We start from the raw sequence: 14,917 nt of genomic DNA on the forward strand, positions 1-14,917 counted from the left end.
CCTTCCAACCCTTCCCATCCTTTCCGTCCACAACTGCCGTCGCGGGAAGGACAGTTCCCCTCAGCGCAGTGTCTCGGCCCAGTTCGCGGGAACCCGTCCGGCGGGCCCGGGCGTGGGCTGGTCGGCCGGGTGACTCACCGGGGGAGCGAGGTCGGGCCCGGACTCGTACAGCTCGGAGGTGTCGTAGTTCCAGAACCAGCTCTCGCCCGGTTCGAAGCTGCGGATGATGGGATGCCCGGTGCTCTGCGCATGCGCGGTGGCGTGCTTGGACGGTGAGTCGTCGCAACAGCCGATGTGACCGCACTGGGCGCAGCGCCGCAGATGGAACCACCAGCCGCCGGCGGCGTCGCACTCGGTACAGCCGGTGCCGCTCGGCGGAACGGCGGGGTCGATTCCGGTCGACGCGGTCATGACGACTCCTCGGAGGTGTCCGTGGCGGTCAGTGGAAGACGTACCTGGAAACGCGTGTCACCCGGCACGGACTGCACCTGGAGGCTCCCGTGGTGCTTGTTGACGACGATCCGCCACGAGATGTCCAGGCCGAGTCCGGTGCCCTCACCCACCGGCTTGGTGGTGAAGAACGGGTCGAAGATGCGGCCCTGGATCTCCGCGGGCACCCCGGGTCCGGTGTCGCGGAACTCGACGAGCAAGTGGTCGTGGTCGAGCGCGGTGCGCACCGTGAGCACACCCTCCCCGGCCATCGCGGAGACGGCGTTGTCGATGAGGTTCGTCCACACCTGGTTCAACTCGCCCGGATAGGCCGGGATGTTGGGCAGTGCCCGGTCGTACTCCTTGACGATCGTGATCCCGGAGCCGAACTTCCCGGTGAGCATCATCAGTGTGCTGTCGAGCAGTTCGTGCACATCGGCGACCTGGTAGGGCGCGCGGTCCAGCTGCGAGTACTGCTTGGCCGCGTTCACCAGGTTCGAGACACGGGTCGTGGAGTCCTCGATCTCGTTCATGAGGAGCTCGGTCTCCACCGTGTAGTTGAGCCAGCGGATCGCGCCTTCGAGCGTCTCCTCGTCGACGGCCCCCGCGATCTGGTCCAGCCAGTCCGTGTCGAGCCCCGCCTGCACGAACGTCGGCGCGAGCTGCCAGCCGCCCGCGATGCCGTGGTCGTCCAGCCAGTCGGCGAGGGAGTCCTCCCGGTCGGAGGCCTCCAGCGGGCTCAACGGGGTGGCCTTGGCGACCTGTTCGGCCGTACGTTCCTGGAGCTCGACCAGGGTCTCCATGGCGTCGCGCGCGTACCGGCCCGACGCGATCATGCCGAGCTTGTGGCGCATCCCGGCCACCCGGTCCCGCAGCGCGGACGTGGCCCGCACCGCAGCGGCGGCGGGGTTGTTGAGCTCGTGTGTCAGCCCGGCGGACAGCGAGCCGAGCGCCAGCAGCCGCTCGCGCTGCCCGATCATCCGCTGGGTGTTCTGGCTGCCGAAGAACATCCCCTCCAGCAGATGCACCGCCATCGGGAACCAGTCGCGCAGTATCGAGGCGAACGTCTCGGCGGGCAGGATGAAGAAGCGGGACGGCTCGGTGACCCGCGCGGAACCCTTGTAGCTCGCCTGGCCCGATCCGGGGAGATAGGCCTGCATGGCGCCCGCGTACACCCCGCGCTGCGAGGTGCGGCTGATCTCCACCTCGTCGCCGCCGACCCGGCGCGACATCACGATCGTGCCGTCGAGGAGCACGAAGAAGCAGGTGGCCGGTTCGCCCTCCTGATAGATGTAGCCGGGCTCGAACAGCTCCACCCGGCCTTCCCGGCACAGCCGTTCGAGCTGCTCCGTGTTCAGCTTCTCGAACAGGAACAGCGTGCCGAGCTCCGCCATGTCGCAGGGCATCGGCCGCCCGCTCATGACTGCTCCAGATAACGGTGGACGAGCATCACGGCCATGGCTCCCTCTCCGACGGCGGAGGCGACACGCTTGGCGGACTCGGCGCGCGCGTCCCCGGCCACGAACACGCCGGGAATGTTGGTCTCCAGGTGATACGGCGGCCGGTCCAGCTCCCAGCCCGCGGGCGGCTGCCCGTCGGGCGTCATGTCCGGGCCGGCCATGATGAATCCGCGCGCGTCCCTGAGCACGGTCCCCTCCAGCCAGTCGGTGAGCGGGGCCGCGCCGATGAACACGAACATCCATTGCGCGTCCACGAGTTCGGTGTGCCCGCTCGCCACATCGCGCAGGGTGAGCTGCTCCAGATGGCCCGTGCCGTGCGCCGCCTCGACGACCGTACCGGTGCGCACGCTGATGTTGGGCGCGTCGCCGATCTGCTGGATCAGATAGTGCGACATCGACGCGGACAGGGACGAACCTCGGACCAGGATGGTGACGGACTTGGCGCCCCGCGCCAGATACATGGCGGCCTGACCGGCCGAGTTCGCCCCGCCCACGATGTACACGTCGTGACCCTGGCAGGCGGCCGCCTCGGTCAACGCCGACCCGTAGAAGACCCCGCATCCCGTCAGATCGGCCAGCCCGGGAGCCTCCAGCTGCCGGTACGACACACCCGTCGCCAGGATCACCGAGTGCGCGGCGATCGCGGAACCGTCGGAGAAGTGGATGGTGCGCGACGCCCCCGTGACCTCGAGACGGGTCACCTCGCGCGCGGTGAGGATCTCGGCGCCGAACTTCGCCGCCTGCCGCCGCGCCCGGTCGGTGAGCTGCGCCCCGGACACACCGTCGGGGAAGCCGAGATAGTTCTCGATGCGTGAGCTCTGCCCCGCCTGCCCACCGGTCGCCTCGCGCTCCACGAGAACGGTCCGCAGCCCCTCGGACGCGCCGTACACGGCCGCTCCGAGCCCCGCCGGACCGCCGCCGATGACGACGAGGTCGTAGAACTCCTCCGTCGGCGTCGTCGCCAGCCCCACCCGCGCCGCCAGATCCGGGTCCTCGGGCTCCACCAGCGGCGTACCGTCCGGGGTGATCACCAGCGGCAGCCGCTCACCGTCCTGCCCGGCGGCGGCCAGCAGCCGCAGCCCCTCCGGTGTGTCGGACGCGTACCAGCGGTAGGGCACCTGGTTGCGGGCCAGGAACTCCCGTACGCCCGAGGAACGCGCCGACCACCGGTGCCCGACCACCTTGCAGGTCGCCACGGGCCGGTAGTCGCTGGCCCGCCACGCGTCCAGCAGATCGTCCACGACCGGATAGAGCTTCTCCTCCGGCGGATCCCACGGCTTGAGCAGGTAGTGGTCCAGATCGATCACATTGATCGCGTCGATCGCCGCGTTCGTGTCCGCGTACGCGGTCAGCAGCACCCGCCGCGCGCCCGGATACACGTCGAGGGCCTGCTCCAGGAACTCGATGCCGTTCATCTGGGGCATCCGGTAGTCCGCGAGGATCACCGCCACCTGGTCACCGCGCAGCTTCAGCTCCCGCAACGCGTCCAGGGCGGTCTCCCCGGACTCGGCGCGCACGATCCGGTGCGCCTCGCCGTAGCGGCGTCGCAGGTCGCGGGCGACGGCGCGCGACACTCCGGGATCGTCATCGACGGTCAGAATGACGGTCCGCGCTGGACTGGCGGCCTGTGCCATACGTCTCCCACCCCGAGCAGGTCAGTGTCGTTCCGGCCGCACGGACGCTTTCGGGCTCCGCCCGGCCGGTACAGGCCCAATCGTATGTACGATCGGTCGCTTTTGCTCAGAAACCGGCTTCTCCGGCGGTCGACGCGGGGGCGTCCGCCCGGGGCGGCAGGGCGTCGCGGACCTTGGGCAGGATGGTCGTGACGTAGTCCTCGACGGCCGTGTCCAGGCCGATGTCGTGCTGAGCCTGCTCGGACAGGAACCAGCGGTGTTCGAGGAGCTCGTGGTAGACCTCGGCCGGGTCCATGGATCCGCGCAGGTCCAGCGGCACGGCCCGGACGGTCGGCCGGAACACGTCCCGCACCCAGCGGTGGGCGAGGACCTCCGGGCGGGCGGCGAGAGGGTCGCCCGGCGCGTAGTCGTCCTGGGTGGCCATCCAGCTCTCCAGGTCGTTCAGGAGCCGGCGTGCCTGGTTCTCCTCGGTGTCGAGCCCGGTCAGCCGCAGCAGCTGGCGCTGATGGTGGCCCGCGTCGACGACCTTGGGGACGAAGGTGACCGTGTCACCGTCGGCGGAGTGCGCTATCTGCATCTCGGCGACATCGAAACCGAGGTCGTTGAGACGGCGTATCCGGCGCTCGATGTAGTGGTACTTGCCCGCCGGATACACGGACGTGCGGGTCAGCTCCTCCCACAGGCCCCCGTAGCGCGCGCAGATCTCCATGCCGAACTCGATCGGGTCCACCGAGGGGTGCAGGGCTCCGGCCGCCTCCAGGTCCAGTAGCTCCCCGCTGATGTTGACCCGGGCGAGATCGAGATCGTACTCGCGCTGCCCGCTGCTGAGCTGAGGGTGCAGATCCCCGGTCTCGGCGTCCACCAGATACGCCGCGTACGCCCCGGCGTCACGCCGGAACAGCGTGTTCGAGAGCGAGCAGTCGCCCCAGGCGAACCCCGCCAGATGCAACCGCACCAGCAGCACTGCGAGCGCGTCCATCAGCCGGTGCATGGTGGCGGGCCGCATCGTCGTCTCGAACATCGACCGGTACGGCATCGAGCCGCCCAGATGCCGGGTGATCAGTACGGGTTCCAGCGGTTCGCCGGCGCCGTCGGTGCGCCCGGTCACCACGGCGAGCGGATCGACCGCCGGGATGCCGATCCGGTCCAGGCTGCGCAGCAGCTCGTACTCGCGCACCGCGGGCCGCTCGGCGAGCTCCTTGACGGCCACCACCTCGTCCCCGGCGCGCGCGTAGCGCACCACATGCCGGGAGATGCCGCGCGGCAGCGGCACCAGGTAGTGCTCGGGCCACTCCTCCAGGGGCAGCTGCCAGGGCAGTTCGAGCAGGAGCGCGGGATGCTCCGGGTTGGTGGCGCTGATCTGCAAAGCCATCGCTGGGCTGCCCTCACCTCAGGGTCGAACGGTGTCGGGCTCAAGCATCTACGAATGATCCGGGAGGCGGAAGACGGATCGGGCGTTGCCCGACAGGAACAGCTCCGTCGTCTCGTCGTCGAGGCGCAGGTCGGCGAGGTGTTCCAGCGCCCGAGCGGGCGTGATCATGGGGTAGTTGGTGCCGAAGAGGACCTTGTGCCGTCCCCGGCCGCGCAGATACTCCACCAGCTCCGGCGGATAGCGGCGGGTGGTGTACGCGCTGGTGTCGATGTGGACGTTCGCGTGTTTGTCGGCCACCGCGATCATCTCGGTGGTCCACGGGTAGCCGATGTGCCCGCAGACGATGGTCAGTTCGGGGAAGTCGAGCGCGACCTGGTCGATGTACGGGATGGGCCGGCCGGTCTCGGAGGGGCGCAGCGGTCCGGTGTGCCCGACCTGGGTGCAGAAGGGGACGCCGAGCTCGACGCAGGCGGCGTACAGCGGATAGTAGAGCCGGTCGGTGGGCGGCAGCTGCCACAGCCAGGGCACGATCCGCAGGGCCACGAAGCCCAGGTCCTCGACGGCCCGCCGCAGCTCCCGCACGGCCGCGACGGGCTTCGTGAGATCGGCGCCCGCGACGCCGCGCAGCCGTCCGTCGGACCGGGCGACGAACCCGGCGACCTCGTCGTTGCTGATGAGGGGGCCCTGGGGCCCGTACCAGGCCGCCGACAGGCCGATCTCCACATCGGCCTCCGCCATCGCGGCGACGGTGACCTCGACGGGCAGCGGTTCCTTCAGCAGCTCCATGCCCGTCCACCGGCGCAGCGACTCGAACATCTCATGGTTGGAGTGACGGAGCGTGGGGTGCTGCATCCACGCGTCGACGACCGGCATGGTCCCGTGCCTCCCCTGGTTCGGACACCCTGACTAAGCGATTGCTTACCCCGACCCTAGGGGTGATCGCGCCCGACGGCCACCTCGATGCGAAACCTCCCAACGGCTACGTCGACACGGCATCGAACATCGACACGGCATCGACCAGCGCGGTCAGCGCCCCGGCCAGGCGCGCGAGCCCCGGACCCGCCGGGCCACCCGGTTCGGTCATGTACGTGTCCCGCCGGATCTCCACCATCAGGGCCGCGACCCGCGGCTCCCGTTCGTAGAACCGCAGGGGCACGTACGCGCCGGAGAACGGGCTGTCGATCCCCACACCCCCGAGGCCCGCGAACGCCTTCTCCGCGAGGGCGACCAGCTCGGGCGGCGTGTGAAAGGAGTCGGTCCCTACACAGACCGGCGGCCGTGGACCGTCGCCGTGCAGCTCGTAGGGCAGTCGGGCCGTCGGATACGAGTGGACGTCGACGACCACGGCCCGCCCGGTGGCGGCCAGCCGGTCGGCCACCGCCGCCGTCATCGCCTGTGCGTAGGGGTGGAAGTAACGGTCGATCAGCGGCCGCGGATCGACGTCCGCGGGCCGCAGTGGCGCGCGATGCGTGGTCCGGGTGTAGACCGCGCCCATCCCGACGGCCAGCATCTCCTCCCGTTCGTCGGGAAAGCGCTCGGGATCGATCACCAGCCGGGACAGCCGGTTCACGAACCGCCACGGCGTGACGTCGGCCGCCTCGGCGACTGCCGCGGCCAGCTCTGCGGTGTGCGCGTCCGTGATGTGGTCCAACTCGCGCTCCAGCCCCGCGTCGTCGAGCACGATGCCGTCGCGCAGAGATGCCGGTACGTACCGCGAGGAGTGCGGCACATGCAGGATCACGGGCGAGTCCGCCGCGCCGGGCAGAAGCTGGAAGGAATCAAGGGCGTCCGGGGAATCCAGGGTGTCGTCCATACGAGATTCCTATCCCAGCCCGGCCTGCCCGAGGGCCTGCCCTCACCGGCTGCCACCGTGGCGCGCGTAGTGCTCGATCAGCGCCGCTCGTGTCGTTTCCAGCCGGTGGGCCAGGATGGCGCCGATCGTCCGGGTCAGGGACAGCTCCAGCGTCGGATCCTGGTCGCAGAGAGTCCGCACCTGCGCCGCGTCGAATTCATAGGCGCGTACGGGACTGAAGGCCTCGGCGCCGAAATCCCAGGTGTGGGGCGGGAACAGCCATGACCAGCCGAGCAGATCGCCGGGGCCCAGTTGCGCGACGGAGATACGTCTGTCCGCGACGACCCGCTGGTACAGGGAGACCGTCCCGGAGCGGACCACCCAGAAACGGTCCGCGGTACCCCCTGCCTCGAAGATCCTTCCGTCCGCGGGGAACGAGACCTCGCGGGCCACGCCCATCAGCCGTTCGCGATGCTCGGGGGAAAGTGCGGGCAGGAGCCGGAGAGCTGTGGTCATCGCGGACCTCCATCGCGCCGCCGCGGAGAAGCGACTCGTTCCGCGGATGTCGTGCCGGTCGTATCCCGTCACTCTCTATTGGAGCCGGTTCTGCGGGATCCGGCTATTGGAGCCGGTTCTACGGGATCCGGAGCGTCGGGGCCGGAATCCGTCGGAATGGGCCCGGGAAGCGCGCCCACCATGCGGCACCTCCGGCCCCTCATCCGGCAGGGGCCCCGCGAACAGCGCCATCGCGTCGGCGGCGGTCGCGCCCGAGGACACCGGGCCGTCTTCGAGCGACCGTAGGCAGGCGGCGACCAGCTTCGACATCGCGGCGCCCACCCGCGCTCGCCCACCGCAGCCAGGGTGTCGACCGCGTGACAAGCCTCGGCGATCGGTGGCGGACAACGACTCTGGGACTCATGGCAGCTGGTGTGCAACCAGGGAGCGGGCCCGATCGTCATGGGCATGAGAGGTGAGGGGGAGCGGATGGGTGTGGTGCGGATCCTGCTGCCCCTGCCGCGCGCGCTGGCCCGGGTCAGCCCGCGGGTCGGTGGGCCGTTGCTCGGCGCCGCGCTGCTGCGGTGCCTCACACCCGGGTGGGTGTGGATGCGGCCACAGCCGCCGGCGCGGCGCGTCGCATGGAGCGCGGAGGCCGTCGTCGCGTACCGCAGCCTTCTCGTGGGTGAGCACCCTCGGCGACGTGACCGGGACGGTTTGGCCCGCGCCCTTGCCCTGTACGCCAACGCGCTGTCCCTGGCCGGCCGTCATCAGGATGCGCTGATGGCGGCCGACGAGTCCCTGACGATTCCTGGCGCCCGAACGTCCCGGGCACAGGCCGCCTCTGTCCTGCACACCCGAGCTCAGACGCTGACCGAGGCCGGTCGGCTCGAGGAGGCTTTGGAGGCGGCCCGGGAATGCGTGGCGGCGTACCGGCATGCCGTGCCCCGGCGCCGGGACAGGCCGATGGGAACCCTTGCCGGCGCCCTGCGCACCTACGCGCTGGTGCTGGGCGGCCTCGGTCGTGCGGAGGAGTCCGTCGCTGTCTACGAGGAGTGCGCCGGGCTGCTTCGGGACATGTCGTTCAGACAGCAGCAACGCGTGCAGCTGGTGAGGCCCCGCGTGCTGGTCGAGCTGACCGGCGGACTGCGCGCGCTCGGTCGGTACGGTGAGGCCGTCGAGGTCGGGGCCGAGGCCCGGGAAGCGACGGACGAGTTCCCCGCGTGGATCTACCCGGAGATCATGCTGCCCCTGCGTGCCCGGCTCCTGACCGACCTGGCCCGGTGCCAGGACGTGACCGGTGACCTTCCCCGGGCGCGCGAGACCTCGGAGCAGGCCGTCGCCGTGAGCCGCACGCTGGCCGAGCGGAATGCGGCCATCGGCGAACCGTGGCTGGTCGAGGCCCTGGAGTGCCTGGCCCACCACCTGGGCCGGCTGAAGAAGACCGGCGAGGAGCGCTTGGCGCTGGGGGAGTTGGCCGATCTGTGCACTCGGCTCACCGTAGGCAACCCCGAGGTCTACGAACCGAGACTCGCCCAGGCCCTGGACGACTTGGCTTTCTGCTACGAGGCGGAAGGCGCCGACCGTGAGGCCGTCGAGGCGGGCGAACAGAGCGTGGCCGCGTATCGCAGCGCCGCGGAGCGCAGTCCCCAGACCTACGAACCGGAACTGGCCCGGGCGCTGGCCAATCTCACCCATCGGTACTGCGGCACGGGCAGCCCGGACGCGGCCGTGGCCGCCGGCCGAGAGGCCCTGGCCATCACCCGTCGGCTGGCCGAGTCCGACTGGGACACCTACCAGCCGCTGACCCCCCGCCGCCTGCGGGTCCTCGCCCGCGCACTGCGACACGCCGGGGACGACGCGGGGGCTCTGGCCTGCTACGAGGAGGCGGAGACGATCCTGCGGGAGCTGATGGAGGGCACCGACCCCGAGCGGTACGAAACCGGGCTCGCCGTCACCCTCTCCGCCCTCGCCACCACCCTCCGCACCGGCGCAAAGGCCCATCTCACCGGTGACCGCGTCGACGAGGCGGTCACCGCCCTGCGCAGTCTGCTGGCCCTGACCCGGCGCACCGACCAGACCGACGTCCATGCCGCCTGCCTCACCGCCTTCGCCGTGGCCCGCGCGCAGGCTCCGGATGAGGTCAGGTCGGCCTGGCAGCGCGTCACCGCGGACCCGTACCCGTCGTTCGTCTACCGGATTCCCGCGTCGCACAAGGCCTCCGCTACGAACTGAGGCTCGGGGGAGCGGCCTTCGAACCTTCGGTCAGCGCTGCGGGCACGGGCCACGTCAGCACCGCCAGCGCCACGGCGGTCAGCAGCCCGCCGATCAGGAACGTTCCGCGCACCCCCACGGCGGACAGCACGGCGCCTCCGGTCAGCGCGCCCGCCGCCACCCCCGTGTTGAAAGCGGCCGAGTTCGCCGCCAGGGCCAACTCGGTGCGCCCGGGCGCGACATGGAGCACCTGGCTCTGCGTGGCCATGAAGACGGGTCCCAGGGAAGCACCGAGCAGCATCAGCATGGCGACGGTCACCGGCTGGCTGCCACCGCCCGCGTACAGGCCGAGCAGGGCCACCGCCTGGGCCGCCACCGGGACGCTCAGCGTCCCGCGCGGGAAACGGTCGAGGAGCGGCCCGGCCGCGGCGACGCCCGCGATCCCCGCCACCCCGAACACCATCAGCAGCGCGCTCACCGAACCCTCCGAGAACCCGCTCACCTCGTCGAGGAAGGCGACCACATACGTGAATCCCGCGAAGGCTCCGGTCACCGACAGCGCGGTCGTGGCCAGCACCACGGCGAACCGGCGGGCGTCGGGAGCGGCCCCGTACGCGGCATGCCCCTCCTCCGCACGCGAGGTCGGCAGCAGGACGGCGATCGCGACGAGCGATACGAGTCCGATCGCGCCCAGGACCAGAAACGGCGCCCGCCAGCCGCTGTGCCCGCCCAGCCAGGTACCGGCCGGAACCCCGAGCACCGTGGCGAGGGAACCCCCGACCGACAGCAGCCCGATGACCCGGCCGCGCCGCTCGGGCGGGAACAGCCCCACCGCGACCGGACCCATCACCGCCCAGAACAGCGCCTGGGCCAGCGCGGTCGCCACGCGTGCCCCGAGCAGGAGCCCGTAGGAGAGGGCACCCAGTGCCGAGACCCAGCTGGCCAGCACGAGCAGCGCCAGCAAGCCCGACAGCACATGACGGCGCGGGATCGACCGGGTCAGGTGCGCGAGGGGCAGCGACACGACGGCCACGGTCAGGCCGTAGCCGGTGACCAGCATTCCGACGGACGCCAGCGGCACACGCAGGTCGTCCGAGATGAGGGAGAGCAGCCCGACCGGCAGATTCTCCGTGGTGTTGAAGGTGAAGGCGGCCAGCATGAGCGCCGCGACGACGGCGGCTCTGCGCCAGGCGGTGAGGCGTTCACTCCCCATCAACGAGCCTTTCTGCGACGGGTTGTTGAGAGTGGCCGGGTGCGGCCACGGGCAAGCGTGCGGGGCGCTCGCACGGCCTTCTACTCTTTCGGCTGGAGCCGAATCACTCGTGGACGGCTCGTCGAAGGCTCATCGAGGCTCACCGGAGGCCGTTTTGCCGCTGACCCTGCACCTGGGCACCGACGACCTGACCCGGTGCCGGTTCGCGGTGTCCCCGCTCTGCCAGACGCATGAGGCGCTGCGCATGCTGCGGCGACCGGCCCGGCATGCCTTCCACCGTGACTGGCTGCGGCGGGTACGCGATGTCGTGGCGGGCCTTGACCTGTCGGAGCTGTGGCTGTTCATCCCCCGCAAGGGCGGCTACACCCCAGACTTCCTGGGGCCGCCGCCCAAGACGCCGAACGCCTCCTTCGAGGAGGAACTCGCGCGGCTGCGGGCCACCGACCCGGCCATGGCCCGTACGGAACTGGCGCGTTCGCTCGCGTGCACGCCGGGGGCGGCCGCATCACCGTACGGCCGGGCGGCGTTGGACGACCCCGCGGCCACCGTGCGACGGCTCGCCGACCTCACCGAGCGGGCCTGGCAGGCGCTGCTCGCACCGGACTGGACGCGCCACCAGGCCGTGCTGGAGGCCGATATCGCCCACCGCACACGGCAGTTGGCGGACGGCGGCCTCGAAGCGCTCTTCGGCGACCTGCACCCGGGGATCGACTGGGCGGACGACACCCTCACCCTGCGCATGTACGCCGACCACAAGGAGGCACAGGGCGCCGACGGCCGGGGCATCCTGCTCATGCCCAGCGTCTTCGTGCGGCCGGACGTGGTGAGCGGCTTCGCCCGGCCCTGGCAGCCGACGGTCATCTATCCGGCGCGCGGCCCGGGCCTCCCGCCGGCCCCGGCCGCCGAGGCGCCCGCGGCCCTGGCCCGGCTGCTGGGCCACCACCGCGCCGCCATCCTCACCGGCCTCCACACGCCCGCATCGACGACGGCCCTGGCCGACCGCCACGGCCTGGCTCCCTCATCCGTCTCGGCCCATCTGTCGGTGCTGCGCGAGGCGGGGCTGCTGGTGTCGCACCGCCGGGGCCCGTACGTCCTCTACGGGCGCACGGCACTGGGGAAGGCGCTGGCAGCAGGGGCCTGAGCCCTACACGTCGCCCTTGGAGGTCACGGTGAAGTGCGCCCCGTCGGGGTCGATGAGGACCGCCTCCGTGGAGCCGACCCCCTGCTGGTGAGCCGTGCCGCCGTGGGCCCGCGCGGCCCGGGCACAGGCCTCCACGTCGGAGACCGCGAAGTGGATCTGCCAGTGCGGCCTGATGGTGGGATCGGGCGCCGCCTCCACCGCGCCCGAGTGGATCCGGGCCACGATGTCTCCCTGGCTGCGCAGGACGACCTCGTTCTCCTCGTAGTGGACCTCGCAGCATCCGGAGGCGTTGGACGCCCAGCCCAGGACCTCTCCGTAGAACATGGCGGCGTCGAAGGCGTCGCGGGTGTGCAGCCGGATGAAGGCCGGTGCCGCGCGGCGCCACGCCTCCCAGCCGGCCACCAGCTCGCCCTCCCAGATACCGAAGACCGCTCCGTCCCGGTCGGCCAGCAGAGCCGCACGCCCCGGCGGCAGCGAGATCGGCCCCACCGCGGTCGTACCACCGCGTTCCTGGCTCCTGGAGACGGTCTCGTCCGCGCTCGACACCGCGAAGTAGGGAGTCCATGCGACGGCTGTCTTCGCCACGAAGTCCACCTCGGAGACCCCCGCGACCGGGACTCTGTCCACGCGCGCGATCCTGTACTGATCGCCCATCTTGGTGTCCGAGGCCCACTCCCAGCCCAGCACGGCGTGGTAGAAGGCCTCCGCGGCCCGCAGATCGCGTGTGGTCAGACTGACCCAGCACGGCGCGCCGAACACCGAGTGACTGGTGACGACCTCATGGTGGAGTGTTCCATCGCTCTTCATCGCCGTACCGTCCTGACATCACTGGCCGGCAGCGGTCGCGGGGTGCATGCCAGACCCTCGGCAACAGCCCAGCCATAAGAGGCCTCCCATGCCGGAAGGCCTCCGACGGCATCAGTAGCACCTGCGGTTTCGCTGTCCCATCAGCTCCAGCATCCCCCGCCTCGGCGTCTCGCGCACTACGCGCGGGCTATCCGCGCGGCCGCTCCAGCGTCAGCAGCAGCCCCTCGACCGCGCCGGGGCCTATGCGGCCCTTGACGTCGGCGGAGGTGATCGCCTTGAGCTGCCACCCGTCCTCGGCGTGCTTGTTCAGGACCTTCTCCAGCTTGCCGCTGTCCAGCGCGTCGCCGATCAGCGACTCCCGGAAGGTGACGACCTTGTACTCGTACGTGTAGGGGCTGCTCATGGCTGCGAGGCTCTCCTGCGTTTCGTCGGGCGTGGCCGGGCCCACCCAATCACTGTTCTCCGGCGCGGCACAGGGGCGGGTCCCGCCTGACACAAGGCTTTGTTGAAGCTTCAGGGAATGGAGGCTTCAGGGAAGGGAAGCTTCAGGCAGGGGAGGTGTGCACGGGGTCCCCTCGGCCTTCGTGTCAACGACGGGCATCACTTCCCGGCCCCGTAGCGTTGCGCACCGTAGGGCGGGATCTCGTGACGGCGGACCCATGGTGACGCGATGTGCTGGAGTGCGACGGCCGATCTGGCAGCAGGTGCCGGAATCGCCGCTGTCGGAGTGGCCTGTGTGACGCGGGTGCGCAGAACAGCGGATCTCCCGCTGGCCGCGCTGCCGTTGCTGCTCGGGGCCCACCAGATCGTCGAGTCCGTGGTCTGGGACTCCGGCGGAGGAAGCGGTCCCGCCACTGTCGCCCGGGCCGTGATCGCCCTTCCGCTGCTGGCGGTGTGGGTACCGATGGGCGTGCTCTGCGCGGCGCCGCGGCACGCCCGGCTCCGGTTGGCGCTCCCGCTCGCGTCCGGTCTCGCGACCGCGGCGGCACTTGCGTACGCTCTCGCAGACCGTCCCGTCACGGCCGAGATCCGCGGCCACACCGTCGGCTACGTCGTCGATCTGTCCCACGCGGAACTGCTCATCGCGGGCTATCTCCTCGCCACCGTCGGCGCACTGCTGCTCTCCGGTGATCGCGGCCTGCTGCTGCTCGGTGTCCTGGTCGCCGTGGGGGCGGTGATCTGCTGGGCGCTGTGGCAGCTGGAGTTCGTCTCGACGTGGTGCGCGTTCGCGGCGGTGACCTCGGCGGCCCTGCTCGGGTGGGTCCGCAGAAGGGGCGCGGTCACCCGGGTGGCCTGACCTGACGAGTTCCTCATATCTGTCGGTCAGGGTCGACGCATGATCGATCCCGTACAGCGTGTTCCGGCGATGGTTCTGGCCGCCTCGTTCCTGCTCGTCGGCTGCGGAGCCGGCGGCACGGTGGAAACGATGGGCCAAGGAGTCGGCGGCCCCACGGTGAGGGCACGCGTGGCAACGCCCGCTCCCACGCCCACCGCATCCCTGGAAGTGGCACCACAGCAGCTGCCCGGTCTCGGGCCCAAGACCTTGGCCGCCGTCCCGTCGACGACCCGCCAGGCCGTCGTGGTGACCGGCCGGGGCAGGAACTCCCCGATATCCACGGTGGTGTTGTACGAGCGCACGGAGGCGGGCTGGCGGGCGGGACCGAGCTGGCCCGCGCACAACGCGCTGAGGGGATGGACCGACCACCACCGCGCTGGTGACCTCCACTCGCCCATCGGCGTGTACACCCTCGCAGATGCCGGCGGGCTGCTGCCCGACCCCGGTACCCGGCTCCCGTACGACCGCTCGGGCGCCTTCACCGCACCCGGCACGGGCTTCGAGGGCGAGCCCCTGACCGGCTCCTTCGACTATGTGATCGCCATCAACTACAACCGACCCGGTGCGGATGCGACAGGCGCTGGGCAACCTGGTGTCCAACGCGACGCGCCACACTCCCTCCGGCGGAACGATCACCCTGTCCGCCCGCAGCCAGGACGGTCAGGTCGTCCTTGAGGTGGCCGACACCGGCAGCGGTATCGCTCCTGAGGATCTGCCCAGTGTCTTCGACCGGTTCTGGCGGGCCGAGAAGTCCCGCAGCCGGCGCACCGGCGGCAGTGGGCTCGGCCTGTCCATCGTCCACCAACTCGTCGCCGCCCACGGCGGAACCGTCACCGTGACCAGCGACCTCGGCGCGGGCTCGGTCTTCGCCCTGCGGCTACCCTGCACGATGGAGCCCGCTTCCTCCGCCGCTGGGGCCGACTGACCTGTGACGGGCGCATTCCCGCCGATCGTGGTGGCATCGCTACCAGGACCAGCGGTCCTGCTCTCCGGAGGGATCTGGTTGCCCCGACCGCCTTCGCGC

Annotated in this window: 14 protein-coding genes and 1 pseudogene; 5 read left to right on the plus strand and 10 right to left on the minus strand. The window is 70.9% G+C overall.

Features of this window, described 5'->3' with window-relative positions; genetic code table 11:
• Positions 1-60: 60 nt before the first annotated feature.
• The 7 genes from AB5J50_RS47565 to AB5J50_RS47595 form a co-directional block, all read right to left on the minus strand.
• A complete protein-coding gene (locus tag AB5J50_RS47565) occupies positions 61-411 on the minus strand; it encodes a UBP-type zinc finger domain-containing protein (RefSeq protein WP_369264743.1) in 351 nt (116 codons plus the stop codon).
• Positions 408-1,850 (minus strand): ATP-binding protein, encoded by a 1,443-nt coding sequence (locus AB5J50_RS47570; RefSeq protein ID WP_369264744.1) that lies wholly within the window; start codon positions 1,848-1,850, stop codon positions 408-410. The genes AB5J50_RS47565 and AB5J50_RS47570 overlap by 4 nt, the downstream gene beginning before the upstream one ends.
• Positions 1,847-3,523 (minus strand): FAD-dependent oxidoreductase, encoded by a 1,677-nt coding sequence (locus AB5J50_RS47575; RefSeq protein WP_369264745.1) that lies wholly within the window; start codon positions 3,521-3,523, stop codon positions 1,847-1,849. The genes AB5J50_RS47570 and AB5J50_RS47575 overlap by 4 nt, the downstream gene beginning before the upstream one ends.
• 106 nt (positions 3,524-3,629) lie before the next feature.
• Positions 3,630-4,895, minus strand: a complete 1,266-nt coding sequence (locus tag AB5J50_RS47580; protein WP_369264746.1) for a DUF4032 domain-containing protein — start codon at positions 4,893-4,895, stop codon at positions 3,630-3,632.
• 48 nt (positions 4,896-4,943) lie between these two features.
• Positions 4,944-5,768: an amidohydrolase family protein gene (locus AB5J50_RS47585; protein ID WP_369264747.1), complete on the minus strand. Its 825-nt coding sequence runs from the start codon at positions 5,766-5,768 to the stop codon at positions 4,944-4,946.
• 106 nt (positions 5,769-5,874) lie between these two features.
• Positions 5,875-6,708 (minus strand): N-formylglutamate amidohydrolase, encoded by an 834-nt coding sequence (locus AB5J50_RS47590; protein WP_369264748.1) that lies wholly within the window; start codon positions 6,706-6,708, stop codon positions 5,875-5,877.
• Between the two features lie 42 nt (positions 6,709-6,750).
• Entirely contained in the window at positions 6,751-7,203 is a 453-nt protein-coding gene (locus AB5J50_RS47595; RefSeq protein WP_369264749.1) for a cyclic nucleotide-binding domain-containing protein, read from the minus strand.
• A 447-nt stretch (positions 7,204-7,650) separates the two neighbouring features.
• On the opposite strand from AB5J50_RS47595, the gene AB5J50_RS47600 reads away from it, so the two are divergent.
• On the plus strand, positions 7,651-9,417 hold the full coding sequence (locus AB5J50_RS47600) for a tetratricopeptide repeat protein (RefSeq protein WP_369264750.1): 1,767 nt from the start codon (positions 7,651-7,653) through the stop codon (positions 9,415-9,417).
• Here AB5J50_RS47600 and AB5J50_RS47605 read toward each other — a convergent pair.
• Entirely contained in the window at positions 9,407-10,609 is a 1,203-nt protein-coding gene (locus tag AB5J50_RS47605; protein ID WP_369264751.1) for an MFS transporter, read from the minus strand. The genes AB5J50_RS47600 and AB5J50_RS47605 overlap by 11 nt on opposite strands.
• A 154-nt stretch (positions 10,610-10,763) precedes the next feature.
• On the opposite strand from AB5J50_RS47605, the gene AB5J50_RS47610 reads away from it, so the two are divergent.
• Complete coding sequence (locus tag AB5J50_RS47610) at positions 10,764-11,750, plus strand: DUF5937 family protein (RefSeq protein ID WP_369264752.1); 987 nt, start codon at positions 10,764-10,766, stop codon at positions 11,748-11,750.
• A 3-nt stretch (positions 11,751-11,753) separates the two neighbouring features.
• Here AB5J50_RS47610 and AB5J50_RS47615 read toward each other — a convergent pair whose 3' ends face one another.
• Entirely contained in the window at positions 11,754-12,557 is an 804-nt protein-coding gene (locus tag AB5J50_RS47615; protein ID WP_327434256.1) for a VOC family protein, read from the minus strand.
• Positions 12,558-12,744: 187 nt separating this feature from the next.
• Positions 12,745-12,960, minus strand: coding sequence for a DUF4177 domain-containing protein (locus AB5J50_RS47620; RefSeq protein WP_327434257.1), 216 nt, complete (start codon positions 12,958-12,960; stop codon positions 12,745-12,747).
• Between the two features lie 267 nt (positions 12,961-13,227).
• Between AB5J50_RS47620 and AB5J50_RS47625 the strand changes: the two genes are divergently transcribed.
• The 3 genes and pseudogenes from AB5J50_RS47625 to AB5J50_RS47635 form a co-directional block, all read left to right on the plus strand.
• Entirely contained in the window at positions 13,228-13,854 is a 627-nt protein-coding gene (locus AB5J50_RS47625; RefSeq protein WP_369264753.1) for a DUF6629 family protein, read from the plus strand.
• Between the two features lie 39 nt (positions 13,855-13,893).
• Positions 13,894-14,568, plus strand: a complete 675-nt coding sequence (locus AB5J50_RS47630; protein WP_369264754.1) for a hypothetical protein — start codon at positions 13,894-13,896, stop codon at positions 14,566-14,568.
• Positions 14,450-14,818 (plus strand): annotated as a pseudogene (locus tag AB5J50_RS47635) (sensor histidine kinase); the annotation flags it as partial. The gene AB5J50_RS47630 and the pseudogene AB5J50_RS47635, both read left to right, overlap by 119 nt.
• Between the last annotated feature and the right edge of the window lie 99 nt (positions 14,819-14,917).

This window comes from Streptomyces sp. R35, from assembly GCF_041053035.1.
Taxonomy (GTDB): domain Bacteria; phylum Actinomycetota; class Actinomycetes; order Streptomycetales; family Streptomycetaceae; genus Streptomyces; species Streptomyces lutosisoli.

Coding starts and splice junctions, on each gene's coding strand:
- AB5J50_RS47565 (WP_369264743.1), bottom strand. CDS start 411: ATGACCGCGTCGACCGGAATCGACCCCGCCGTTCCGCCGAGCGGCACC.
- AB5J50_RS47570 (WP_369264744.1), bottom strand. CDS start 1,850: ATGAGCGGGCGGCCGATGCCCTGCGACATGGCGGAGCTCGGCACGCTG.
- AB5J50_RS47575 (WP_369264745.1), bottom strand. CDS start 3,523: ATGGCACAGGCCGCCAGTCCAGCGCGGACCGTCATTCTGACCGTCGAT.
- AB5J50_RS47580 (WP_369264746.1), bottom strand. CDS start 4,895: ATGGCTTTGCAGATCAGCGCCACCAACCCGGAGCATCCCGCGCTCCTG.
- AB5J50_RS47585 (WP_369264747.1), bottom strand. CDS start 5,768: ATGCCGGTCGTCGACGCGTGGATGCAGCACCCCACGCTCCGTCACTCC.
- AB5J50_RS47590 (WP_369264748.1), bottom strand. CDS start 6,708: ATGGACGACACCCTGGATTCCCCGGACGCCCTTGATTCCTTCCAGCTT.
- AB5J50_RS47595 (WP_369264749.1), bottom strand. CDS start 7,203: ATGACCACAGCTCTCCGGCTCCTGCCCGCACTTTCCCCCGAGCATCGC.
- AB5J50_RS47600 (WP_369264750.1), top strand. CDS start 7,651: ATGAGAGGTGAGGGGGAGCGGATGGGTGTGGTGCGGATCCTGCTGCCC.
- AB5J50_RS47605 (WP_369264751.1), bottom strand. CDS start 10,609: ATGGGGAGTGAACGCCTCACCGCCTGGCGCAGAGCCGCCGTCGTCGCG.
- AB5J50_RS47615 (WP_327434256.1), bottom strand. CDS start 12,557: ATGAAGAGCGATGGAACACTCCACCATGAGGTCGTCACCAGTCACTCG.
- AB5J50_RS47620 (WP_327434257.1), bottom strand. CDS start 12,960: ATGAGCAGCCCCTACACGTACGAGTACAAGGTCGTCACCTTCCGGGAG.
- AB5J50_RS47625 (WP_369264753.1), top strand. CDS start 13,228: ATGTGCTGGAGTGCGACGGCCGATCTGGCAGCAGGTGCCGGAATCGCC.
- AB5J50_RS47630 (WP_369264754.1), top strand. CDS start 13,894: ATGATCGATCCCGTACAGCGTGTTCCGGCGATGGTTCTGGCCGCCTCG.